This is a genomic window from Rufibacter sp. JT3400010, from assembly GCF_054956755.1.
Genome location: NZ_JBUDXA010000007.1, coordinates 159,020 through 182,095 on the forward strand (window position 1 = coordinate 159,020; position 23,076 = coordinate 182,095).

The 23,076-nt window shown below is 48.5% G+C and carries 20 protein-coding genes; 11 read left to right on the top strand and 9 right to left on the bottom strand.

Features of this window, described 5'->3' with window-relative positions; all coding sequences use genetic code 11:
* Nucleotides 1–36: 36 nt before the first annotated feature.
* Together ACY0JR_RS09600 and mltG are read right to left on the bottom strand one after the other, a co-directional pair.
* The gene (locus tag ACY0JR_RS09600) at nt 37–684 is read right to left on the bottom strand and encodes a DUF6624 domain-containing protein (RefSeq protein WP_462633801.1); all 648 of its coding nucleotides are present in this window, start codon (nt 682–684) and stop codon (nt 37–39) included.
* Between the two features lie 71 nt (nt 685–755).
* A complete protein-coding gene (gene mltG, locus ACY0JR_RS09605; RefSeq protein WP_462633802.1) occupies nt 756–1,844 on the bottom strand; it encodes an endolytic transglycosylase MltG in 1,089 nt (362 codons plus the stop codon).
* Between the two features lie 291 nt (nt 1,845–2,135).
* Between mltG and ACY0JR_RS09610 the strand changes: the two genes are divergently transcribed.
* Nucleotides 2,136–2,765 carry an L-threonylcarbamoyladenylate synthase gene (locus ACY0JR_RS09610; RefSeq protein WP_462633804.1) on the top strand — a complete coding sequence of 210 codons (630 nt, stop codon included), beginning with the start codon at nt 2,136–2,138 and terminating at the stop codon, nt 2,763–2,765.
* Between the two features lie 202 nt (nt 2,766–2,967).
* Here ACY0JR_RS09610 and ACY0JR_RS09615 read toward each other — a convergent pair whose 3' ends face one another.
* The gene (locus ACY0JR_RS09615) at nt 2,968–3,906 is read right to left on the bottom strand and encodes a lysophospholipid acyltransferase family protein (RefSeq protein ID WP_462633805.1); all 939 of its coding nucleotides are present in this window, start codon (nt 3,904–3,906) and stop codon (nt 2,968–2,970) included.
* Between the two features lie 815 nt (nt 3,907–4,721).
* Nucleotides 4,722–5,738, bottom strand: a complete 1,017-nt coding sequence (locus ACY0JR_RS09620; RefSeq protein WP_462633806.1) for an LLM class flavin-dependent oxidoreductase — start codon at nt 5,736–5,738, stop codon at nt 4,722–4,724.
* A 272-nt stretch (nt 5,739–6,010) separates the two neighbouring features.
* Between ACY0JR_RS09620 and ACY0JR_RS09625 the strand changes: the two genes are divergently transcribed.
* From ACY0JR_RS09625 to ACY0JR_RS09650, 6 genes are all read left to right on the top strand, one after another.
* On the top strand, nt 6,011–6,628 hold the full coding sequence (locus ACY0JR_RS09625) for a WbqC family protein (RefSeq protein WP_462633807.1): 618 nt from the start codon (nt 6,011–6,013) through the stop codon (nt 6,626–6,628).
* 96 nt (nt 6,629–6,724) lie between these two features.
* The gene (locus ACY0JR_RS09630; RefSeq protein ID WP_462633808.1) at nt 6,725–9,334 is read left to right on the top strand and encodes an ATP-dependent Clp protease ATP-binding subunit; all 2,610 of its coding nucleotides are present in this window, start codon (nt 6,725–6,727) and stop codon (nt 9,332–9,334) included.
* 145 nt (nt 9,335–9,479) lie between these two features.
* Nucleotides 9,480–11,042 carry an acyl-CoA carboxylase subunit beta gene (locus tag ACY0JR_RS09635; RefSeq protein WP_462633809.1) on the top strand — a complete coding sequence of 521 codons (1,563 nt, stop codon included), beginning with the start codon at nt 9,480–9,482 and terminating at the stop codon, nt 11,040–11,042.
* A 204-nt stretch (nt 11,043–11,246) separates the two neighbouring features.
* Entirely contained in the window at nt 11,247–12,317 is a 1,071-nt protein-coding gene (locus tag ACY0JR_RS09640; protein ID WP_462633810.1) for a M42 family metallopeptidase, read from the top strand.
* A 222-nt stretch (nt 12,318–12,539) separates the two neighbouring features.
* Nucleotides 12,540–13,091 carry a GNAT family N-acetyltransferase gene (locus ACY0JR_RS09645; RefSeq protein ID WP_462633811.1) on the top strand — a complete coding sequence of 184 codons (552 nt, stop codon included), beginning with the start codon at nt 12,540–12,542 and terminating at the stop codon, nt 13,089–13,091.
* A 208-nt stretch (nt 13,092–13,299) separates the two neighbouring features.
* Nucleotides 13,300–14,100, top strand: coding sequence for an ABC transporter substrate-binding protein (locus ACY0JR_RS09650; RefSeq protein WP_462633813.1), 801 nt, complete (start codon nt 13,300–13,302; stop codon nt 14,098–14,100).
* A 64-nt stretch (nt 14,101–14,164) separates the two neighbouring features.
* Here the strand turns inward: ACY0JR_RS09650 and ACY0JR_RS09655 are convergent, their stop codons facing one another.
* The 3 genes from ACY0JR_RS09655 to aroB all read right to left on the bottom strand — a co-directional run bounded on the left by ACY0JR_RS09655 (nt 14,165) and on the right by aroB (nt 17,334).
* Nucleotides 14,165–14,716 (bottom strand): DUF4142 domain-containing protein, encoded by a 552-nt coding sequence (locus ACY0JR_RS09655; protein ID WP_462633814.1) that lies wholly within the window; start codon nt 14,714–14,716, stop codon nt 14,165–14,167.
* A 342-nt stretch (nt 14,717–15,058) separates the two neighbouring features.
* Nucleotides 15,059–16,297 carry a 3-phosphoshikimate 1-carboxyvinyltransferase gene (locus tag ACY0JR_RS09660; RefSeq protein ID WP_462633815.1) on the bottom strand — a complete coding sequence of 413 codons (1,239 nt, stop codon included), beginning with the start codon at nt 16,295–16,297 and terminating at the stop codon, nt 15,059–15,061.
* Nucleotides 16,294–17,334, bottom strand: a complete 1,041-nt coding sequence (gene aroB / locus ACY0JR_RS09665) for a 3-dehydroquinate synthase (protein WP_462633816.1) — start codon at nt 17,332–17,334, stop codon at nt 16,294–16,296. The genes ACY0JR_RS09660 and aroB overlap by 4 nt, the downstream gene beginning before the upstream one ends.
* Nucleotides 17,335–17,586: 252 nt before the next feature.
* Between aroB and ACY0JR_RS09670 the strand changes: the two genes are divergently transcribed.
* Complete coding sequence (locus ACY0JR_RS09670) at nt 17,587–18,771, top strand: proline dehydrogenase family protein (RefSeq protein ID WP_462633817.1); 1,185 nt, start codon at nt 17,587–17,589, stop codon at nt 18,769–18,771.
* A 150-nt stretch (nt 18,772–18,921) separates the two neighbouring features.
* Here ACY0JR_RS09670 and ACY0JR_RS09675 read toward each other — a convergent pair whose 3' ends face one another.
* Complete coding sequence (locus ACY0JR_RS09675; protein ID WP_462633818.1) at nt 18,922–19,227, bottom strand: hypothetical protein; 306 nt, start codon at nt 19,225–19,227, stop codon at nt 18,922–18,924.
* A 140-nt stretch (nt 19,228–19,367) separates the two neighbouring features.
* Here ACY0JR_RS09675 and ACY0JR_RS09680 point away from each other — a divergent pair, with 140 nt between their 5' ends.
* The 3 genes from ACY0JR_RS09680 (at nt 19,368) to ACY0JR_RS09690 (ending at nt 21,928) form a co-directional block, all read left to right on the top strand.
* Nucleotides 19,368–19,949 (top strand): RNA polymerase sigma factor, encoded by a 582-nt coding sequence (locus ACY0JR_RS09680; protein WP_462633819.1) that lies wholly within the window; start codon nt 19,368–19,370, stop codon nt 19,947–19,949.
* A 49-nt stretch (nt 19,950–19,998) separates the two neighbouring features.
* Nucleotides 19,999–21,114 (top strand): trypsin-like peptidase domain-containing protein, encoded by a 1,116-nt coding sequence (locus ACY0JR_RS09685; protein ID WP_462633820.1) that lies wholly within the window; start codon nt 19,999–20,001, stop codon nt 21,112–21,114.
* A 292-nt stretch (nt 21,115–21,406) separates the two neighbouring features.
* Complete coding sequence (locus tag ACY0JR_RS09690) at nt 21,407–21,928, top strand: hypothetical protein (protein ID WP_462633893.1); 522 nt, start codon at nt 21,407–21,409, stop codon at nt 21,926–21,928.
* A 178-nt stretch (nt 21,929–22,106) separates the two neighbouring features.
* Here the strand turns inward: ACY0JR_RS09690 and ACY0JR_RS09695 are convergent, their stop codons facing one another.
* Nucleotides 22,107–22,940 carry an energy transducer TonB gene (locus ACY0JR_RS09695; RefSeq protein WP_462633821.1) on the bottom strand — a complete coding sequence of 278 codons (834 nt, stop codon included), beginning with the start codon at nt 22,938–22,940 and terminating at the stop codon, nt 22,107–22,109.
* Between the last annotated feature and the right edge of the window lie 136 nt (nt 22,941–23,076).

Sequence of the window (23,076 nt, forward strand, 5' to 3'; positions counted from 1 at the left end):
GAAAAGTAATGGCTTTTCACGACCAGATTTCTGAGGTTAGTGAAACACATGCTTTTTCTTTGGCAGTGCCTCCTCTGGGTTATACGTGGCGTTCAATAGTTGGGCATACTCCTCAACGGTCTCGCGAAAGCCCACTGCCTTGCGGCGCGCGTTTACGTGCTTACTGTCCTCAATGGGCCAGATGAACATGGTCCCGTCTTCTCTGCCCATGGAGGTAGCTTGCGTCCCATAGATTTGCTTCTCGCCCTCAAACATACGTAAACGATCTTCCATCATGGCCGCATCGGTTTTGCTTGCCTCGCCTTTTTGCGCCATCTTCTGCAAACCTGGCAGGTACTTCCTGATGACGGGGGCGGGAGCATGCTGCACCACCAGAAACAATCCATCGGCGGCCTTCTCCCCTATCTTGCTTTTAGGTAGCCAGCCGTATTGCTGCAACATCTTCACTACCTTCACTTGGTTCACGGAGTCCACACGCATCATTTTCTGGAAAAAAGCATTCCGGTCTTCTTCTTTCACCTGGTTAAAACCATCCCGTACGGCTTGATCCGTATCATGTATCTTCTCCAACTCCGTTCTTAGGGCATCATACGGAATAGCCACAGATGCTCCCCGTTCAGTCTGACCACAAGCGGTCATCATGACACAGAAGAATAGAATAACAGATGAGAAAGCTTTTCCCATGGTCAGAAGTTTTAACAAGCGTAAACGACCTAGCCTTTTAGGCTCCTTTTAGGAAATCAAGCCAAACCAGACTACCGCATGATGTTGCGCTGGTTCATGGCCGCGTGGAAACGCTGGGCGTTCCGCCGATGCTCGGCCTCAGTCACGGCAAACGCGTGGTAGCCGGAGAAATCCTCCTTCGCGCAGAAATACAGGTACTCGTGCTGCTCAGGATTGAGAACGGCGTTGATGGAAGTAATGGACGGCAGATTGATAGGCCCCGGCGGCAAACCTTTGTTCAGATAAGTATTATAAGGAGAAGGCGTTCTGAGGTGCTGATTAAGCACTCTCCTAATGGTAAAGTCACCGGTTGCAAACACCACTGTTGGGTCAGCTTGCAGGGCCATGTTGCGTTTGAGGCGATTCAGGTACACCCCGGCAATGCGCGGACGCTCATCAGCATGCACAGACTGCTCGGCCTGTACAATGGATGCCAGAATAGATACCTCTTTCTGCGAAAGCCCCACGTCTTCGGCTTTCGCCTTGCGTTCCGCGGTCCAGAAGTTGTCGTACTCTTTTTTCATCCGCTTCATCATGTCTGGCGCACTGGTGGTCCAGTACATCTCATAGGTGTTGGGGATGAACATGGTGAGGATGGTGGTGGTGTCAAAGCCCAGCTGCTTGGTGAACGAAGGGCTGTTGAGCAAAGAATCAATCTCGGCGGGCGAAGCGCTAATGAAGGTGCTCAGTTTCTGGGCCAGGTCTTTTTTCAGGCGCACGTTGGTGTACGTCAGTTTCACGGGATCCTGGTCTCCGGAGCGTAGCTTAGCGATGAGTTTGTAGTTGGTCAGGCCGTCTTTCAACTCGTAGCGGCCGGGCTTCACCAACTCGGGGTAGTCCATCAGTTTGGCCATGAACCGGAGCGAAAGCCTATCAATGACCACTTTTTTGGCGTCAATGGAATCCATGGCTTGCTCATAGGTGGCTCCGTTAGGGATGAGCACGTACACCGGCTCTCCCTTGTTTTCCACGTTAGCGGTATAGACAATCTGGTAGGCGTAATAAGAGAAGCAAACGAATAGGAACATCAGCACCACCAGGACATACGTCCATTTGCTGGTCTTACGGGGCTTGCGCGGTCCTCTGGGACTGCGCGTGACAGGTATGTTTTGTTCTGACATAGGAAACAAAGGTACAAATTTAATGTGCTAATGGGGAAATGTGCTGATGTGCTATTTCATGGGAATGCTACTCTTTGCAAGCGCTACAGATAGGCCCGTGCGGCTTTCCACTCATTTTCTAAAATCACCTAAAAAACGCAAATTCAGGTTTAGGCGTATGTTAAAGGAACGTTCTATTTTATCCTGGTTAGCAGATATAAACTGAATAGCTTTGCAGGCTTCGCGCGAACAGGAGACAGCCGTTGTACACCATTCAGACATTCACTCCATCATTCAATCTCTCAATAAAACATGGCACAGGCAGTATTACTAAGAATTCACCCAGACAACCCGCAACCCAAAGCCATTGCCCAGGCAGTGGACATTCTACGGAAAGGAGGTTTGGTCATCTACCCTACTGACACCATCTATGGCTTGGGCTGTGATATCCATAACGCCCGGGCCGTGGAACGGCTGTGTCATCTGAGGGGTATCAACCCGGCCAAAGCGCACCTTTCGTTTATTTGCCATGACCTCACCCACATTTCAGATTACGCCAAGATCTCCACGCAAACGTACAAGGTCATGAAGAAAGCCCTGCCGGGTCCATTCACGTTTGTGCTGGAAGCCAGCAGCAAAGTACCTAAAATTGGCGGCAAGCGGAAAGACACAGTGGGCATACGCGTACCTAACAACAAGATTTCGCTGTGCCTGGTAGAGGAACTGGGCAACCCTATTGTCTCCACGTCCATCCATGACGAGGACGAAGTAGTAGAATACACCACTGACCCCGAACTGATCTATGAAAAATACCGCAACCAGGTAGACCTGGTCATTGACGGAGGTTTCGGGAACAACATAGCTTCTACCGTGGTCAACTGTGAAAACGATGAGTTTGACGTTTTGCGCCAGGGAGCCGGAATTATCGAAGATTTTCTGTAGAAAATCTGAGTTCTGAGTTCTGAGTCTTGAGTTCTAAGTCCGAGGCAGGTTTATCGGCTTGTTTTGCAAAATCAGTACAAAAAGAGAATGCCTTGCAGGTCAAACTTGCAAGGCATTCTCTTTTTATGATTGATTAAAATTTGATTGATTAAAATTTAGAAAGGCAGTTTCAACCTGAAATTCCATACAATGAACTCAGAAATCAAGACTCAGAACTAGCGGCCACCGGCCGCTTATGCTTCCAGCGTTTATGTGACCAGAGGTAACTGGCCGGATATTGATTCACCCAATTTTCTAGTTTAAGGGCAAAAGCATCGGTCAGGGGGTGCCCTTCTTCTTTCAGGCCGGGCACCGGGGCGTGTAACAGCTCCTGAAATTCAATCTCATAGTAGCCCCGCTTCAGGTGCCGCATGCCCAGAAAAAAGGTGGGGTATTGAAAGGAAGTCCGAAGCTTCTCTGCACCCACATAAAAAGCAGTGTCCTGGTGCAGAAACCTGGTCCAGTACTGAATTTCGCCATAGGGCGGCACCTGGTCGCTCAGCAGCGTAAATATGCGGTTTTCAGCTTTATGCCGAATCAGGTGACGGAGCGTATCTTTCATGCGCACCAGGTTAATCCCGAAGCGGCCGCGCATAAATTTCATAAACTCTTCAAAGAAGGAATTCGCCAGTGGTTTGTACACCCCGTCAATGGGAAAGGAGAAAATACCGCTTCCCGCCGCCGACATGTATTCCCAGTTGCCTAAATGCGCCCCTAACACCAACACTGAAGTGCCCTTCGTCAGTTGAGCCACCACTTTTTCCTGGCCTTTAGGAATCACCCTTTTCTGGAGTTCGGCCGGTGAAAGGGTAATCAGCTTCAGCGATTCCACCATAATATCCGTCAGGTTCAGAAAAAACTGCTTCTCAATCTTACGGAGTTCGGCTGTGCTTTTAGCGGGGAAAGACCGCTCCAAATTCTGCCGCACCACTTTCTTGCGGTACCCAATGACATAGTACAGCACCCCGTACAGAAACGTGGAAATCGCATACAGCACCGGAAAAGGCAGCAGCGAAATACCTTTTAACAACCACCAAAGAGGCAACTGACCGGTGGTTAATGCAGGGCGGGAAAAGGAGGCGGTAGTCGTTTTATGGTGCATTTCCTGAAAACAGGCCGAAAACAGCTAGTCCTTTCTTCGGCAGGAGCAAAGATAACATGCAATTAGCGATTTAGCCCCCTACACTCACCCAGAGAACGACACCCGCTTTCCTGCATTATATCATCGTTGAATGATTTCCGCAGGTGGAGAGCAAGAACCCAACCCTACCCCTCTTTCACCATACCGCCCTCCGGGGGCACCCCTCCTAAATTAGGAGGGGAGTTGTCACCTTTGCAGGAGATAGTAATGCATGTGACTGGCAGGTGTAAACATCCCTTTTCGCCCCTGCAAAGGGTAGGGACGTTAAGTTCTACATTGGAGGCTTAAACTGCGGTAAAGTCCATTGCCTTTATTGCAGAATTTGAGGCTAACGCCTCACTGATTTGCAAACTTCAGCTCATTTTAGGTCCAAGTTGAAAACTTGAACCATATCAATTTTTAGAACTAAACGGCCCTGCCCTTCAAAGGGTTTTTACTACTTCCGCTACTTTCCCCCTTCCAGTCTTTCCCGAGCGCGCCTCGCTTTTGGCCATAGACAGACTTTAACTAAGTGCAAAGGACAATGCAGGCCGAAAGGGCAGTGCGAGAGGGGAAGACGGGGCCTCGCGGCCGTGAGCGCACGGAGGGAAACCATGCAACAACAAAGCATAAGGGCTCTGCATCAACCACCCGCCACGCCAGCAACAGGCATAAGGCATGCATAGAACTACCATAAGTAGCCAATCGCAGATACAGCTATAAACCAAAACTGCGCCGTCCCTGACAAGAAGTACATCCAATCAGAAACGACGCAGAAAAAGATTCAGAACCAAAAATTAAACAACGGCAGGCTTAAAATACTGCGAAATGATTTCATAGGAACGCACGCGGGCCGCATGGTCATAGATATTGGAACCAACCATGATCTCATCTACCCCCGTCTCGTCCAGAAACGCCTGCAACTCTTCCTGAATGGTCTTGGGTCCGCCTATAAAGGAATACCTCAGCATCTGCTGCACGGCGTAACGCTCCTGCGCATCCCAGAGACCGTCCATGCTTTTCACCGGCGGTTGCATAGGCTTACCGGTACCGCGCACCACATTCAGGAAAGACTGGTACAGTGAAGTTGATTGATAGATGGCTTCTTCATCAGTATCAGCGGCAATCACGTTCACGCAGGCCATGGCGTAAGGCTCTTTCAAGTCCCCGACGGGCTGGAAGCTTTCTTTATACACTTTCAAGGCCGCAAGCAGGTGCGAAGGCGCAAAGTGACTGGCAAAGGCGTACGGCATGCCCAGAATTCCGGCCAGTTGCGCTCCAAAGGTACTGGAACCCAGAATCCAGATGGGAACGTTGGAACCTTCACCAGGAACCGCCCGCACCCTGGCTGTAGGGTCAATGGGTCCCAGGTAATTCTTCAACTCCACCACGTTCTGCGGAAATTCATCTACTGAGCCATGTAAACTTCGCCGAAGCGCATGGGAAGTCAATTGGTCGGTGCCCGGGGCGCGACCTAATCCTAAATCGATGCGGTCTGGGTAAAGCGTAGCCAAAGTGCCAAACTGCTCGGCCACCACCAGCGGGGCGTGGTTAGGAAGCATGATGCCGCCCGAACCTACCCGTATGCGGGAGGTAGCCCCGGCGATGTGTCCAATTAACACCACCGTTGCTGAGCTGGCAATACCGGCCATGTTGTGGTGCTCGGCCATCCAGTAGCGGGTAAACCCGAAGCGTTCTACTTGTTGAGCCAGGTCAACGGTGTTCTGAAAAGACTCGGCAGCCGTTTTGTCACTTAGAATGGGTACCAGATCCAGCAAGGAAACCGGTATATCTGAAAGTTTTTTAGTAGCCATAGGTATGCTCTTGTAATTCCTCTCCTTGTACGAGGTATCTTCTAAAAGGCAAAAGTACCCCCAGAAAGTTCTGCTCCTCTCCCATTCGGCCGTTACTTAAAGGATACCACCGGTACGCTTTAGCCGTCGTTTCCTGAAAACAGCCCCTAAACAGGAGCATTAGCGCTCAGTTAAACAAGTCACAGGAAACTAGGTTTCTTCAAAGTCCTAACTGTGTTTCGTACAAATCTGCTAAATTTCCTTTACTTGCACTTATTCAACTTTCCGTTTGCATGCAGTTATTAACCGAGCTCCAGTACAACCCCAATATTCTCTTTTTTCAGAAAGCTTTTGAAGCCGATGAAATCTTGATTGAGGCCCATGAGCATTACCAGAAACAGAGTTACCGCAACCGATGCCACATATTAACGGCCCAGGGCGTGGTGCCGTTGTCTGTACCCGTGGTGAAAGGCAATAGTAAAACCATCATTACAGAACTGGAGATTGATTACAGCCAGCGCTGGATAGACATTCACTGGCGTACCATCAGTAGCGCTTACGGGAGTGCGCCTTTCTTTGAGTTCTATGCAGATTACATAAAAGACGTTTATGACCGCAAACCGGCCCTTCTTTTTGAGCTAAATATGGATTTGCTCAAACTTTTCGTTAAAATGCTGAAGCTTAAGAAACCCATGACCCTTACCCAAACGTATGTGAAGACATACGAGGCACCGGTGTTGGATTGGCGCGGGGAACTACACCCCAAGAAGGAGCCTGACATTTTGCGCCTTATGCCATACCGGCAGGTGTTTGGCAAACAATTTGCAATAAACCTGAGTATACTGGATTTGTTGTTTAACCTTGGCCCTGAGGCATCTACTTATCTTCAGAATACTGCGGCTTTCTGTTGAACATTTGCCCCACTCAATTTGTTATTTTTTTGATGCGTGGCCTTGGCAGCACTTTGCAGTACACGCAAAACAACAACTTACTAGACAAGAACTTACATGGAAGCCAAATTCTCAAATAGAGTGAAAGAGGTGATCTCTCTCAGTCGCGAGGAAGCCATCCGCCTAGGCCATGATTACATTGGTACAGAGCATTTGCTCCTGGGGATGATCCGCGAAGGAGAAGGCACGGCTATCGCTTTGCTTAAAAAACTAGGGGTACCTATGGAGGAGCTGAAGTACGCACTTGAGCAAGCCACCAAGAATACCGCTAGTCCCAACACCAATATAACTGGTAGTATTCCGCTTACTAAACAGACGGAGAAGGTCCTGAAAATAACGTATTTGGAGGCTAAAATCTTCAAATCTGACATCATAGGTACAGAACACCTGTTGTTGTCTATTTTGCGGGATGAGGATAATATTTCATCGCAAACCTTAGCCAAATTCAACGTGAACTATGAAGCTATTCGGGATTCGTTAGACTATCATGCTAACAACCCACTTGCCTCCTCAGATACTGATGATAACGATGATAACGATAAACTCTTCGGCTCTTCCTCCAAAGGAGGTGCTGGCTCTGCCGCTAAGAAGGGTGCTGAGAAATCCCGTACTCCGGTGCTGGACAACTTCGGCCGTGATCTGACTAAATTGGCCGAAGAAGGCAAACTGGACCCAATTGTGGGTCGTGAAAAAGAAATTGAGCGTGTGGCTCAGGTATTGAGCCGTCGTAAGAAAAACAACCCAATCTTGATTGGGGAGCCTGGTGTGGGTAAAACCGCCATCGCTGAAGGTCTTGCGCTGCGCATCATCCAGAAGAAGGTTTCTCGGGTGCTTTTCGGAAAACGTGTGGTAACCTTAGACCTGGCTTCCTTGGTAGCAGGTACTAAATACCGCGGTCAGTTTGAAGAGCGTATGAAAGCCGTGATGAACGAACTGGAGAAATCTCCGGACGTGATTCTCTTCATTGATGAGCTGCACACTATTGTGGGTGCTGGTGGAGCCTCCGGATCGCTGGATGCCTCCAACATGTTCAAACCTGCGCTGGCCCGTGGCGAAATACAATGCATCGGCGCTACAACGCTAGACGAGTACCGTCAGTACATAGAGAAAGATGGTGCCTTGGCTCGTAGGTTCCAGATTGTGATGGTGGACCCTACCACGCCTGAGGAAACCATTGAGATTCTGCACAACATCAAAGACAAATACCAGGATCACCACCATGTAACCTATTCAGACAAAGCCATTGAGGCCTGTGTGAAGTTGAGCGACCGTTACATGAGCGACCGTTTCTTACCAGACAAAGCGATTGACATTCTGGATGAGGCCGGTGCCCGCGTGCACATCAACAACATTGTGGTGCCAGAAGATATTCTTAAACTGGAGCAACAGATTGAGAATATTAAAGATGAGAAAAACCGCGTAGTGAAAAGCCAGAAGTATGAAGAGGCGGCTCAACTGCGTGACAAAGAGAAAAAACTTCTTGACCAACTGGACGCCGCTAAAAAGAGCTGGGAAGAGGAAACCAAGAAGAAACGTTACGCCGTGAAAGAAGAAAACGTGGCTGAGGTAATCGCCATGATGACGGGTATTCCGGTGAAACGTATCGCGCAGAAAGAAAGCCTGAAGCTTTTGAACATGGGCGAAGAGCTGAAAGGCAAAGTGATTGGACAGGAAAAAGCCATCACCCAGTTGGTGAAAGCTATCCAGCGTACGCGTGTTGGTCTGAAAGATCCTAAGCGCCCTATCGGTTCATTCGTATTCTTAGGCCCTACCGGGGTTGGTAAAACCGAGCTTGCCAAAGTTTTGGCTACCTACCTGTTTGACAAGGAAGACGCCTTGGTTCGTATAGATATGAGTGAGTACATGGAGAAATTCAGTGTATCTCGCTTAGTGGGAGCGCCTCCAGGCTACGTGGGTTACGAAGAAGGTGGTCAGTTGACGGAGAAAATCCGCCGCAAGCCATATTCAGTGGTCTTGTTGGATGAGATTGAGAAAGCGCACCCAGACGTGTACAACCTGTTGTTGCAAGTATTGGATGACGGTGTGTTGACCGATGGTTTAGGCCGTAAAGTTGACTTCAGAAACACCATCATCATCATGACCTCCAACATTGGAGCCCGTGACTTGCAGGACTTCGGAGCCGGGGTTGGTTTCGCGACCAAAACCCGTCAGGAGAACATGGATGACATCATGAAAGGCACCATTGCAAGCGCCTTGAAGAAAACGTTCTCGCCTGAGTTCCTGAACCGTCTGGATGATGTGATCGTGTTCAACTCGCTTCAAAAAGAAGATATCCATAAAATCATTGATATCTCTCTTGCTAAATTGTTGACTCGCGTGAAAACGTTGGGCTACACCATTGAGATCACTGACAAAGCCAAAGATTTTGTGGCCGAAAAAGGATATGACTCTAAGTATGGTGCCCGTCCGTTGAACCGTGCCATCACCAAGTACATGGAAGATCCAATTGCCGAGGAAATCCTGAAAGCTGAACTGGCCCAGGGAGACACCATCGTGATTGACTACGAAGAAGGCAAAGAGGAACTCACCTTCTCTAACCGCAAGGGCGAGAATGTAACTCCAGATACTTCTGATGATCTACCGGAGGCTTCTTCTTCGTCTGAAGAAGAGGAAACCACTCCTACAGATGGTAAAAAAGGTGAATAACAGATAAGTTAAATTTGGAAAGGCTGACAGACAAACTGTCAGCCTTTTTTGTTTTTAACAAGATTTCAGAAAAACATAACAAATATTTTACACTGCCCTAATCTTTCCTAAATTTGATTTCTTGTACCAACATCAATGTGCTTCAATGGCAGACCAGAATAACCTGAATAGCAAATTTGAAATATTAGACCGCAAAAATGCCGAGGCACTCTTAGGAGGCGGTCAGGCGCGGATTGATGCACAGCACAAAAAAGGGAAACTAACCGCCCGTGAACGCATTGACTTACTCCTGGACGAAGGTTCCTTTGAAGAGATAGGCAAGTTTGTGATGCACCGTTCCAAAGACTTCGGGCTGGACAAAGAATACTATCTAGGCGATGGCGTAGTGACGGGTTACGGTACCGTGAATGGTCGTTTGGTGTATGTCTTCTCCCAGGATTTCACTGTTTTTGGTGGTTCCCTTTCTGAGACCCACGCCGAAAAGATTGTCAAGATCATGGATCTAGCCATGAAAAACGGCGCGCCTGTAATTGGCCTGAACGACTCAGGTGGAGCCCGTATTCAGGAAGGAGTTGTTTCGTTGGGTGGCTACGCCGATATTTTTTATAAAAACACCCTTGCCTCCGGTGTGGTACCCCAGCTTTCCGGCATCATGGGGCCTTGCGCGGGTGGGGCCGTTTATTCTCCTGCTATCACAGATTTTATCCTGATGGTGGAAGACACGTCCTACATGTTTGTGACCGGCCCTAACGTGGTGAAAACGGTGACGCATGAAACGGTGACCTCAGAGGAATTAGGCGGCGCCAGCACCCACAGCACCAAAAGTGGCGTGACCCATTTCTCCTGCGCCAATGAGGTAGTCTGCATCCAGAACATCAAACAATTGCTCAGCTACATGCCGCAGAACTGTGAGGAACTCCCTCCTGCCCTGCCGTATGAACCACAAGCCGACGAGACCCGTGAGGTGCTGAATACTATTGTTCCGGAAAACCCGAATCAGCCGTATGATATCAGGGAAGTAATTGAAGGCATTATTGATAGCGAATCTTTCCTGGAAGTGCACAAGAACTTCGGGGAGAACATTGTAGTGGGCTTTGCCAGATTGGCAGGCCGGAGCATAGGCATTGTGGGCAATCAACCAGCGGTTCTGGCCGGGGTTCTGGACATCAACGCCAGTACTAAAGCTGCTCGTTTCGTGCGTTTCTGCGACTCGTTCAATATTCCGTTGTTGGTGCTGGAAGATGTACCCGGTTTCTTACCAGGCACCGACCAGGAATGGCGTGGCATCATCACTAACGGAGCTAAATTACTGTACGCCTTCTGTGAGGCCACGGTACCGCGTGTAACCGTTATTACCAGAAAAGCATATGGTGGCGCCTATGATGTGATGAACTCCAAGCACATTGGCGCTGACCTGAACTATGCCTGGCCTACCGCTGAGATTGCTGTGATGGGCGCTAAAGGAGCCGCGGAGATCATCTTCAAACGTGAGATTGCCGCCGCTGAAGATCCGGAAGCCAAACTAGCCGAGAAAGTTGCCGAGTACCAGGCCAAATTCGCGACGCCGTATCGGGCTGCCCACCGTGGTTTTGTTGACGAGGTGATTTATCCTTCAGAGACCCGGGCCAAGCTGATCAAAGCCTTTAAAATGCTGGAAAACAAAGTAGATCAGCTTCCTAAGAAAAAACATGGCAACATTCCGTTGTAATGCCGTAAGAGGTTAGGTATTAGGGATGGGAAGCGGCGGGTCTTTCTTAGACGCAAATGTCATCCTCCTGCGTTTAACCTTTGTTGATATTCTTAATTTCAGCATGTTCTTGGTTGGAGATGACAAAGCACCCCAACCATTTAACTACTACTTCAACTGACAAACAAAATTGGAGAGTGCTTTGCTCCATCTAAACAGAAAGCTATGAGAGAAGAAAGCTTTAATTTCTTACAAACCTACCTCAATAATGCTGCCCCCACAGGCTTTGAGTCATCGGGACAAAAACTGTGGTTAGAGTATATCAAACCATACATAGACGAGTACTTCGTAGATACTTATGGCTCTGTAGTGGGTGTCATCAACCCCGAGGCAGAATACAAGGTTGTCATTGAGGCGCACGCCGATGAGATTGCGTGGTTTGTGAACTACATTACGCCCGAAGGCTTCATCTATGTGCGCCGGAACGGTGGTTCAGATGCCGTGATTGCCCCTTCCAAGCGGGTGAACATCCATACCAAAAAAGGAATGGTGAAAGCGGTATTCGGGTACCCGGCCATTCATGTGCGCAAGCCAGACCAGGACAAAGCCCCTACCGTTGAAACCATCTATCTGGATTGCGGTGCTGCCAATAAGCAGGAAGTAGAAGACATGGGCATTCACGTAGGCTGCGTTGTCACCTTTGACGATGAGTTCTGGGTGATGAACGAGAAGTTCTATGTGGGTCGTGCTTTGGACAACAGAATCGGGGGATTCATGATTGCCGAAGTAGCCCGTATGCTCAAGGAGAACGGTGTAAAGCTTCCTTTCGGATTATACATCGTAAATGCGGTCCAGGAAGAGATTGGCCTACGTGGGGCCGAGATGATAGCGCACCGTATCAAACCAGACGTAGCGGTGATCACAGACGTAACCCATGACACGCAGTCACAAGGCTATGAGAAGAAAACCAACGGGGACCTGCATTGCGGAAAAGGTCCGGTTCTTACCTATGGCCCGGCTGTACAGAACAACCTGCTGGACATGCTGATTGAGGTAGCCCAAAAGAACGAGATTCCGTTCCAGCGCGCTGCTGCCACCCGTGCCACCGGTACTGATACCGACGCTTTTGCTTATTCTTCTACAGGAGTAGCTTCGGCTTTAATTTCTTTACCGCTTAGGTACATGCACACCACCGTGGAAACCGTGCACAAAGACGATGTAGACAGTATCATTAACCTGTACTACCAGTTCTTAACCCAACTGCAAAGCGGTCATGACTTCCGTTATCTGAAATAAGCGTTTTCCAGCTCGTTTTTCAGGAAATAGCCTGAGAACGCAGGTACGTTAGACCTGTGAGGTTTCTTAAACCTCACAGGTCTTTGTGTTTATGGGCTTCTTTACAGAAAAGAAGCGAAAACAGCCTTACGGTTCCTCACATGAAAGTCAGCAATCACGTAGCAAACCGAATATAAATCACATAATTGCCTATCTTCAACCTCTATTTTGTATTGGTTACGCATGGAACTACACACCACCCGTCTGCTTTTGCGCGAGTTCATAGAGGACGACTGGCATTTCACGAATTTGTATGAATCCAGTGAAGAAGTGATGCAATACCAGACCAGCGAAATAAGAAACAGCCAGGAAAGCCGCGAATACATTTTGCATTGTCTGGAGGAAGCCAAGGAGTACCCCCGCACCTTATTCGACTTAGCCATCGTTCTAAAAACCACCAATATGCTGATTGGCCGCGTGGGCATGAAGGTAGACTATGACGCCGAAGAAGCGGTGCTTTGGTATATTCTGAACCAAACCTACTGGAACAAAGGCTACACCACAGAAGCCGCCGCCGCTCTCATGCGCTACGGATTTGAAGAACTCCACCTTCACCGCATCTGGGCCGACTGCGACCCGCGCAACACTGGATCTTACCGCATCATGGAGAAGCTAGGCATGCGCCGCGAAGCTCACTTCAAAGAAAATATCTTCATCAAAGGAGCCTGGTGCGATTCTTTCGTCTATGCCATCCTAGACCATGAATGGAGAAATCAATTAAGAATTAGGAGTTAGGAATAAAGTATCGCAAAGGAGTTCACTTCCTTTTTATCTGTTTTCTGAAAATCAAACTAAAAGGAACCCCAACCAAATGAACGATTCTCTATGCCAGATTCAATTAAGTACTTGGACAGAGACAACTTTATTCTCTTATCTCCGCGTCAACTTTCCAAGATGACAATAGGTATATTTCAAATCGTCTCGCTGCTTAATTCTTAAAAAAGTGTTGTTTACAGACCAAATGGGCCACCGGCTCAGCTTACAGAAACCGCCGCAGCGGATTGTGTCACTGGTTCCTTCCCAGACGGAGTTGCTGTTTCATTTAGGTTTGGGAAGCAGAGTGGTGGGAATTACCAAGTTTTGCATTCACCCAAAGGTGCAAGTAAAGCAAGTTCAGAAAATTGGAGGCACCAAGAACTTCAACTTTGACACCATTGACCAACTAAAGCCAGATTTGATTATTGGTAATAAAGAAGAAAACTACCAGGAAGGAATTGAGCGGCTGCAACAGCAATACCCGGTTTGGATGAGCGATATCTACACGCTGGAAGATACCTTTCAGATGATGGTTGCCTTAGGCCAATTAACAGATACGGAAGCAAAAGCCCGTGCGTTAGTTTCTGAACTTCAGGAACAGTTCGCCTCTTTGCAGCCCGTCGTTCCGCCTGTACCTACGGCCTATTTTATCTGGCGCAACCCGTACATGGGCGTTGGCAGTCAAAACTTTATAGACCATCTGCTTACCAAGTGTGGTTTTCAGAATGTACTGGCCCATCAAGCCAGGTACCCTGAAGTAGCAGTGGAACAGCTACAAAAAGCTAACCCAAAACTCATTCTACTTTCCTCTGAGCCTTATCCGTTCAAAGAAAAACACATCTCCGAGTTTCGGGCTATTTGCCCACATGCTCAAATCAAGGTGGTAGACGGAGAGTTGTTCAGTTGGTACGGCAGCAGACTGCTTTATACGGTACCCTATTTGCAGAAATTAATTAGAGAAGTATCAGGTAAAGAAACTAACTATTGAAGAAAAGAAGAGGCCCTTTGCAATGTTCTGCAAAGGGCCTCTTCTTTTCTGATTCCTCAGATGCCTATCTGGATTTTTCTACCTGCGCAACAGAATTTTTTAACTCTTGCGCTTCAGCCAAATGCTCTTTCAAGACTGGTAAGATTTGGTCAATGAAAGATTGTACATCTGGGTCAGTTACTTCTTTATCTGCCTTTTCGTAAAGCGCGATGGCCTCTTCGTGGGCGGCTACTTCTACTTCAGCAAAGGATTGGTCAAAGGCCTCGCCTTTTTTGGCTTCCAAGCTATCTACCAAGGCTTTTTTAGCACTCCCCATTTCGGCGGGTAAGGTCACGTCTTTTTTCTTGGCTATCTCGGCCAGAGCCGGAGTAGTTCTGGAATGCACGTGGTATATTTTCTGACCCAAGGCACCTACTTCTCCTGTTTCACTTTGGTCTTCGGCCATCATGCCGGCCATTAGCTGGAAGTTATCTGTGGTAGCAGCCTGTTTCAGGAACTGTTCTACTTTTACATGGTCTGCTGCGCTGGCTTCTTTCTCTACTTTATTGCAAGAAACCAATGTCATACTACTCATAAGAAACGATGAGGCGAGCATCCAAACATTGAATTTTTTCATAGTCGTATTTTTTAGTACTTACTACTAGTATGATTCTTATAACGTTAAAACGGAGGGCATGTTGGGAAAGTTCACAAGCATCTAAGTCATACATGTAAATTCACAATTATTTAATCAAAATTGTTCTATTCTTCAACACAGCAGTAATATAAAATAACAAAGACAAAACAGATGAAACCGTGCGCACCTTATTGTATTCCTGATTACAGTTACGCCACAGTTTAGCAATTGAACCAGCTTACTTATAGCTACTTGCACAACATCTTTAGACAGTAAAAACTCCTATATAACAAGAAGCCCTTTGCTGTGGGGCAAAGGGCTTCTTGTTATATCTTAGGAAAACTACTGTTCTTCTATCGCAAATCCGGCTTTCACCAGTTCATCCCAATATTTGGGGTAAGACTTGCGCACCACCTTCGGTTCTTCAATGACCAACGGTTGTGTCAACGCCAGCGGCGCGAAGGCCATGGCCATGCGGTGGTCTTCATAGGTATGAATCACGGCTTCCTTTTCGGGCTGATTTCCTAAAAAGACCTTGAAAACGTTGGGCTCCACTTCACGCAGCTCTGCTCCCAGTTTTACCAGTTCATTTTGCAAGGCAGCAATGCGGTCTGTTTCTTTTATCCGGAGGCTTTCCAGGCCGGTCATTTCAACTTCCACGCTCAACCCGGCGGCCAGCGCGGCTACGGTTTGGGCCAAATCTGGACAGGCGAAGAAATCAATGCGGGCCAGTGGCTCTTGCAAAGGTTGTTTCGTGAGCTGAACACCCTCTGGAGTAAATTGGGTCCTTACGCCAAAAGGCGCCATTAACTCGGGCAGTACACTGTCGCCCTGCAGGGAATCATTCCTGAGCGCCGGTAAAAACAAATCTGCTTCCTTCGCCAGCGCCGCCATGCTGTACCAGTAACTGGCCGCACTCCAGTCAGACTCTACCGTGTATTCCTTCGCCTCATATTTCTGCTTTTCTACGGAGATTTTCTGCCCTTCAAAGTTCGCCTGCACGCCAAAATGGGCCATTTGGGCCAAGGTCATCCTGATGTACGGTTCAGAGCTGATTTTCCCTTCCAACGTCAGTTCCAGCCCTTGCGGCAACAACGGCGCAATCATGAGCAACGCCGAAATATACTGGCTACTGATGTCTGAGCGCACAGTCAATTGGTTTGTACCCGAAGGCGCAAACCCGTTCATTTTCAACGGCGGATATCCTTCTTCGCCCACATACTCAATCTGCGCCCCCAACTCACGCAACGCGTCTACCAACACCCCAATAGGTCGCTGGCACATGCGGGGCGTTCCGGTTAGGGTAAGTTTTTGCCCGGTAGCGGCGTAATAAGCGGTTAAAAAGCGCATGACGGTACCAGCATCCTCGGCACTTACCTCTTCGCCGGCCGGCGTGGAAAGCAAGCGGTTTAGGAGTTGGGTATCATTGGCGTCCGACAGGTTGTGGATAGGAAAATCTCTCCCAGACAAGGCTCGGATGATGAGGGCACGGTTGGCTTCACTTTTGGAAGCTGGTAAGGTTACGCGTCCGCGCAACACGCCCGTGGGGTGCGATACGCGCACGGCAGCAGCTGAAATCATAGTAATTGGTAATAGCGCAAGGCACTCTGTACCTCGGGCAACGTGATAGGTTGGTCATACACGGCTTCGCCGATTTTCTGCAGCAAGGTGCAGTTAATGGTGGCGCCGTCGTTCTTTTTATCATGCAGGCACAGTTGGCTGATGGCTTGCAGGTCCGTTTCGGGCAGGGTCACTTTCTCGTAAATAGACAGCATAAAGGACTCAATCTGGGTCAACTCCTCCTCCGTCAGCAGTCCCCGCTGCACCGACAGCCAGGCTTCGCAGAGCATGCCTACGGCTATGGCCTCACCGTGCAGCAGCAGCTTGCCGGGCTTCTCCAGGTAAAAACTCTCTACGGCGTGCCCAATGGTATGTCCGAAGTTGAGGATTTTGCGGAGGCCGTTTTCCAGCGGGTCAGCGGTCACCACTTTGGATTTGATGTCAATGGAATGCCGGATTAAATCAGTCCAGTCTTCGGTGAACAGGCCAATATAGCGCTGCTCAAAAAACTTATCACCGTCCATGATGAGCCAGTGTTTGATGATTTCGGCGTAGCCAGATTTCATCTGGCGCATGTCCAGGGTTTGCAGAAACGCGGGGTTCACCAATACGGCCAACGGCTCCTGGAAAACCCCGATGTGGTTTTTGAAGCCCATGAAATCAATACCGGTTTTACCACCCACGCTGGCGTCTACCTGGGCTAATAAAGTGGTGGGCACGTTCACGAAACGGATGCCGCGTTTGTACAGACTGGCGCAGAAGCCACCTAAGTCCGTGAGAACGCCGCCGCCCAGGTTCACCAGCAGACTCCAGCGGTCTAGACCTTGCTGGGTCAATTCTTGCCACACATGTTCGCAGGTAGCCAGGTTTTTGTTCTCCTCCCCGCTCCTAATCTGCACCACGTAATGGTTTTCAGGCAATACGGGTTTCAGAAGCGGGTAGCAGTGCCGATGCGTGTTCTCGTCTACCAGCACCACCGTCTTCTTGAAAGCCCGGTTTTGCAGCAGTTCCTGAAGCTGGCTTACCGCATTGGGCCCTATGAATATCTCTTCGGTCACTATGGTTCTGTTTTAAAGGCCATTTAGGAACCGTTTTTATGAAAACAGCTCCAAAACAGGTTCATACCCCAAAGAACGGAATGACGGTGGCAGTTCAAAATAAAAAAGGCAGAAAATGCAGTAAAATAATTCCTAAAGGAATCTCCGCCAGTGCCAAATTACGTTTAGGAGGTACTATTTGCAAACGGCCTTAAAACAACTAACAACCGTTTTTACGTTATCTTTGTATCGCTTATAAGTAGCCCTTACTCTATGACTCCTGGAATAAAAGTTTCTTTTGAAGATACCGCCATTGCGTTCGCTGATAAATCTGATGCCGAACTCTACAAAACCTACCTCCTATTCGCGGCCATGAACAACAATTCTATGGTGAAAATGGGCGGCGGGCTCATGAAGAAAGCCTTAAGCTGGAACCTGCCGGTCAAGTTCCTCATCAAAAAAAGCATTTTTGAACAGTTCTGCGGTGGTGAAACCATCCAGGAATGTAAACCTACCATTGAGAAACTGGGCAGGTCAGGCATAGGCACCATCCTGGATTACTCCGTGGAAGGGGAAAGTAATGAGGCTAGTTTTGACCACACGGTGCAGGAAATTATTGCCACCATAGAAATGGCGGCCAATTCAAAACACATTCCGTTCAGCGTCTTCAAGGTGACCGGCGTCGCCGATTCTGCCTTGCTGACCAAAGCCCAGACTACCCAGGAACTCACCCAAACGGAAAAAGCAGCCTTCGGGCGGGCCCGAAACCGGGTGAAAGCCATTTGCCAGCGGGCATTTGAGCGCGGCGTACGCGTTTTCATTGACGCCGAGGAAAGCTGGATGCAGGAAACCATTGACCAACTCTGCTTAGAGATGATGGAACTCTACAACCAGGAGCGCCCCATTGTCTACAACACCTACCAACTCTACCGCCATGACCGCCTGGACGTAATTAAGCGGGACTACGAGCGGGCCCAAAAACTGGGCTTTTACCTGGGCGGGAAACTGGTGCGCGGTGCCTACATGGAAAAAGAAGGCCGCGTGGCCCAGCAACAGGGTATCAACAATCCCATCAACCCCACCAAGCAAGCGACCGATGCCCTGTATGATGAGTCGCTGCGGTTCTGCTTGGAGCACATAGACCGAATTGCCATCTGCGCTGGTACCCACAATGAGCAAAGCTGCTACCACCTCATGGAGCTCATGGATGAGTTCAACCTCCAACCCAATGATGAACGGGTCTACTTTGCACAGTTGCTGGGCATGAGCGATAACCTGTCTTACAACTTGGCACACGCCCATTACAATGTGGCTAAATACGTACCCTACGGCCCGGTGGAGGCTGTGATGCCGTACTTGTTGCGCCGGGCAGATGAAAACACCGCTATTGCCGGTCAATCTAGCCGCGAGTTCTCTTTGGTGAAAAAAGAACTGGAGCGCCGTAAACGTAAGTCCTAAACAAAGAAAGCGTTTGGGCCCTGTTTTAGGTAAAACAGGGCCCAAACGCTTTTTGCGTTCTACCGCCTAAAAGAAAAGCGTCTCTCACGCAAACCGTAAGAGACGCTTTTAATTATCTTAGTAAAAAGGTGTGCAAAGGCACACCGTAAATTACTGAGCAGTAGTTGTACCAGCAGTAGTACCAGTAGTACCTGCAGTTGTACCAGTAGTGGTAGCGTCAGTTGTACCAGTAGTAGTGGCATCAGTTGTACCAGTAGTAGTACCAGTAGCAGTAGTGTCAGCACCAGTAGTAGTAGCGTCAGTACCAGTAGTAGTAGCGTCAGTACCTTCAGTAGCAGCACCTTCAGTAGAAGTAGCTTCAGTTGAAGTTCCTTCAGTACCTTCAGCAGATTTAGACTCGCAAGAAGCGAAAACGAACATACCAGCAACTAGAGCAAGAGAAAATACCTTTTTCATTTTAATGTTTTTTTAAGGGTTTTAGCGTTAATTTCAACCTTTATACCACTACCCCCCTTGAGGTAACCCACCTTTTTCAGAAATTTTTTATTTTTTTTCTGTGGGTTACTAAATGATTGAAACTGTATTAATTGACAAGCATGATTAGTAAGGCGCTAGTGACCGATGCGGCCATAATAGAAGGAATTCTTCAAGACGATGATGCGGCACTGAGTAGGTTATACAAACTCCATTTTCCTATGGTGTTGTTCTTTGTACAGAGCAACAACGGGACGGACGATGACGCCAAGGACATTTTCCAGGAAGCGGTGATTGTCTTCTATGAGAAGATAAAAGCCGGGCAACTGGAGCTGAACTGTCAGATAAAAACCTACCTGTACTCCATTTGCCGTCGGTTGTGGCTTAAAAGGCTGTCCAGAAGCAGCCGGTTCAGCCATGGTATGATTGAAGACACCGAGTCTGAACTAACGCCCCAGATTGACGGTGACGCCGAACAGGCCGAACAGAACGAGCTTAAGTTTGAAGCCATGGGCAATGCCCTCAATCAACTGGGCGAACCCTGCAAAACGCTGCTGGAGGACTTCTATATTAGAAGCATGGGCATGCCCGAGATTACCGAGAAGTTTGGCTACACCAACGTAGACTCGGCCAAAAACCAGAAATACAAGTGCCTGATGCGCCTGAAGAAACTCTTCTTCCTAGACTATCAGGTGCCGTCTTGAATGAAAAGGAATATGTAATAACTGCATCTGAAAAGGTGCCTACCTATATATGAGTGACAGGGAATTACTTGAATTAATAGAACGCTTCCAACAGCACCAGGTGACTTCTGCTGAGCGCCGAGAGTTGCAGGAACGCATGGCCTCAGACCCCGTTTTCGCGCAACGCGTACAGGAAGCAAGGCTGTTTACTTCGGCGTTGCAGAACCACGGCCGCCAGAAATCGCTGCGCGATAGATTGAACCACCACCACCAGCAATGGCAGCAGGAAAACGAGAAAGCAACACCAGTGGCTACTCCCGTACTGCGGAAGCGTACCCCCATGCAGATTTTTATGCGCCGGTACGCAGCTACTATGGGTGTGGCGGCTACGGTGGCCATTGTCACGGTATTCAGCAGTTTACTGGGCATGGAAATGTGGCGGTCTGCGACTAAACAGCAAACGGCTCGTTACGTAGAGTTGCGCCGCGAGGTAGATGACCTGAAGCGTAAGCAGAATGCTCTCCTGAACACCAACACCGTTACTCCTAAAGCCTCTACCCTTAACCCCGGGCAATTCTCGGGCACCGGGTTTGTCTTGACGGCAGACGGATATTTTGTGACCAGCTATCACGTCATTGAAGGCGCCGATTCTTTGATGATTGAAAACAAAGCCGGTACCAAGTACAAAGTAGAGGAAATCTACTCAGACCAGGTGCGTGACCTGGCATTGCTACGGGTAATTGATACCACGTTCAGCGGCTTCGGGAAGCTGCCTTACTCTTTCAAACGCTCTGAAAGCGAACTGGGAGAAAAGGTTTTCACCTTGGGCTTCCCCAGAGAAGACGTGGTGTTTGGCGAGGGTACGTTGAGCTCTAAATCCGGCGTGTACGGCGACACCGCTTCTTACCAAATCTCTATCCCATTGAATCCCGGCAACAGCGGCGGACCATTGCTGGATGACCGTGGCAACATGATTGGGGTTATCAGCGGAAAGATGTTGGGCGTAGACGGTGCTGCCTTCGCGGTAAAATCTGCCTACTTGCTCACCCTGTTAGACCAATTACCGGAGAACCGTTTACCTAAGCCAATTTCATTGCCAAAAGTGAATAATCTGGCCGGAAATCCACGTCCGCAACAGCTTAAAAAACTGCAGGATTTTGTCTATATGGTAAAGGTGTATAATTAAAATTAGTACGCTTCTATTTAGAGGCTAAATTCTTCATAAATACCCTAAAACGCCGGTACTAAGTATCGGCGTTTTCGTTTTCATAGAATTAATAGCATGTAACTAATACGTATTGTTTGCGTTAAGCTTAGTCTAATAGCCACTTGCTGGTGTCACTACCAGCCTAGTATTTATAGCTATGTTACATCTACTAAACATTAAACAACGAACTATGGAAAACACAACAGGAAACTCTCTAAATGGCGGCATGAATGGCGGCATGGGTAGCACCGGAATGAATAGTGGAGGAGGTATGTACAGCGGTGGTATGATGACCGGTATGTTCAGAGACAGAGACAGCGCAGAACGTGCGTACAACTCTTTGCACAGCCGTGGCTACAGCAAAGATGATATCAACGTAATCATGAGCGATGATGCCCGTAAGCGCCATTTCTCAGATAGCGACAACAATGACACTGAACTTGGAAGCAAAGCCTTAGAAGGTGCTGGAGCCGGTTCTGCCATTGGTGGTACCTTGGGTGCCATTGTAGGGGCTATTGCCGCTATTGGTACTTCCATTGCCTTACCCGGACTTGGTTTAGTCATTGCTGGACCGTTAGCCGCTGGTTTAGCGGGTGCCGGTGCCGGCGGGTTAACAGGTGGTTTACTGGGTGCTCTGGTAGGTTCGGGAATTCCTGAGGAACGCGCTCAAGTATATGAGTCCGGCATCAAAGAAGGAAATATAGTGATGGGCGTAACGCCTCGTTCACACGAAGATGCTGACTATTTTGAGAATGAGTGGCGTACTAACCGCGGAGAGCACATCTATCGCTAGTATGTAAAAAATCATATAACATAAAAAGCCCCGGTCCTTTAAAGAGCCGGGGCTTTTTGTTTTCAAAACAGCTTTTAATTCTGCTATACCTTTTCTGCTTTTATTTCTGATGTATTTTAGAAAAACAACTCAAAAATCAGGTTTAATTTCAAGCGTATTTTCACCAGTTATTTACGGATTATTTAAGCTCTAACCTGATGGGCAAGGTCATTCTAACAGGTACGTTTCTCCCGTTCTGGTTACCGGGTTTCCAGCGGGGTAATTTTTTCATGACCCGTATGGCCTCCTCCTCGGTGCCATAGCCTAATCCTTTCAGCACCTGAATATCGGTGATGTCGCCGGTGGCGGCTACCACAAAACTTACCACTACGGTTCCTTCTACGCCATTGGCTTGCGCTGCTCTGGGGTAACGGATATTCTTACTCACATATTCCATCAGCTTTCCTAGTCCGCCTTCAAACTGAGGCATGTTCTCCACGCTTAGGAATGGCTCCGTTACGGCAGATGTACTTGTCTCTACTCCTGTTCCCGTACCGGTACCGTTTCCAGCGCTGGGTTCGGGGTTGTTCAGGTTTCCGCTGCCGTCTCCTTCAGAGGTAACTAACCCGGAATTAGCGGTCTGAAGTTGGTCTTTGGTTGGAATTTCATCCACAACGGGTTTCGTTTCTTCCACCACTTTAATGGTAACGTTTTTCACCGTAGGTGCCGCCGGTTTAGCCGACGCCTGTTCTGCTTCTACCTGCTTTATCTCCTCCACTTTAGGCAGGTCAATGTTCACCCAGGTTCCGGTATCTGGTTTGGTTTTACTGAAAGGCACATCGGCTTTCGCAAAGAGCTTATTGGCAATGGTAGGAACAGAAAACCCGATCAGGAAGAGGGCAATGGCGTAGAGTGCAGCCTGGCTGATGTGCCGGTTGTACAGTTTGCGTAAGACATAGGCTCCATAGGCTTTGTTTCGGCCTTCAAAGATAAGGTCATCCAAGGTGGCGGCGTAGGCGGTGTTTGTTTCCATGGCGTTGGTGGTTTGAGGTGAGGCTAAGTTTCATTTTCCTCATGATGCGCCAAACCGCCTGTTTCCACATTTCTTCGCCCGTAAATAAAATATAGAAAACGTACTATTCTGTTCTTTCTTGATACTCAGCCAGAAA

Excerpts from the sequence above, each read along its gene's own strand:
- ACY0JR_RS09600 (WP_462633801.1), bottom strand. The coding sequence starts at position 684 with ATGGGAAAAGCTTTCTCATCTGTTATTCTATTCTTCTGTGTCATGATG.
- mltG (WP_462633802.1), bottom strand. The coding sequence starts at position 1,844 with ATGTCAGAACAAAACATACCTGTCACGCGCAGTCCCAGAGGACCGCGC.
- ACY0JR_RS09610 (WP_462633804.1), top strand. The coding sequence starts at position 2,136 with ATGGCACAGGCAGTATTACTAAGAATTCACCCAGACAACCCGCAACCC.
- ACY0JR_RS09615 (WP_462633805.1), bottom strand. The coding sequence starts at position 3,906 with ATGCACCATAAAACGACTACCGCCTCCTTTTCCCGCCCTGCATTAACC.
- ACY0JR_RS09620 (WP_462633806.1), bottom strand. The coding sequence starts at position 5,738 with ATGGCTACTAAAAAACTTTCAGATATACCGGTTTCCTTGCTGGATCTG.
- ACY0JR_RS09625 (WP_462633807.1), top strand. The coding sequence starts at position 6,011 with ATGCAGTTATTAACCGAGCTCCAGTACAACCCCAATATTCTCTTTTTT.
- ACY0JR_RS09630 (WP_462633808.1), top strand. The coding sequence starts at position 6,725 with ATGGAAGCCAAATTCTCAAATAGAGTGAAAGAGGTGATCTCTCTCAGT.
- ACY0JR_RS09635 (WP_462633809.1), top strand. The coding sequence starts at position 9,480 with ATGGCAGACCAGAATAACCTGAATAGCAAATTTGAAATATTAGACCGC.
- ACY0JR_RS09640 (WP_462633810.1), top strand. The coding sequence starts at position 11,247 with ATGAGAGAAGAAAGCTTTAATTTCTTACAAACCTACCTCAATAATGCT.
- ACY0JR_RS09645 (WP_462633811.1), top strand. The coding sequence starts at position 12,540 with ATGGAACTACACACCACCCGTCTGCTTTTGCGCGAGTTCATAGAGGAC.
- ACY0JR_RS09655 (WP_462633814.1), bottom strand. The coding sequence starts at position 14,716 with ATGAAAAAATTCAATGTTTGGATGCTCGCCTCATCGTTTCTTATGAGT.
- ACY0JR_RS09660 (WP_462633815.1), bottom strand. The coding sequence starts at position 16,297 with ATGATTTCAGCTGCTGCCGTGCGCGTATCGCACCCCACGGGCGTGTTG.
- ACY0JR_RS09670 (WP_462633817.1), top strand. The coding sequence starts at position 17,587 with ATGACTCCTGGAATAAAAGTTTCTTTTGAAGATACCGCCATTGCGTTC.
- ACY0JR_RS09675 (WP_462633818.1), bottom strand. The coding sequence starts at position 19,227 with ATGAAAAAGGTATTTTCTCTTGCTCTAGTTGCTGGTATGTTCGTTTTC.
- ACY0JR_RS09680 (WP_462633819.1), top strand. The coding sequence starts at position 19,368 with ATGATTAGTAAGGCGCTAGTGACCGATGCGGCCATAATAGAAGGAATT.
- ACY0JR_RS09685 (WP_462633820.1), top strand. The coding sequence starts at position 19,999 with ATGAGTGACAGGGAATTACTTGAATTAATAGAACGCTTCCAACAGCAC.
- ACY0JR_RS09690 (WP_462633893.1), top strand. The coding sequence starts at position 21,407 with ATGTACAGCGGTGGTATGATGACCGGTATGTTCAGAGACAGAGACAGC.
- ACY0JR_RS09695 (WP_462633821.1), bottom strand. The coding sequence starts at position 22,940 with ATGGAAACAAACACCGCCTACGCCGCCACCTTGGATGACCTTATCTTT.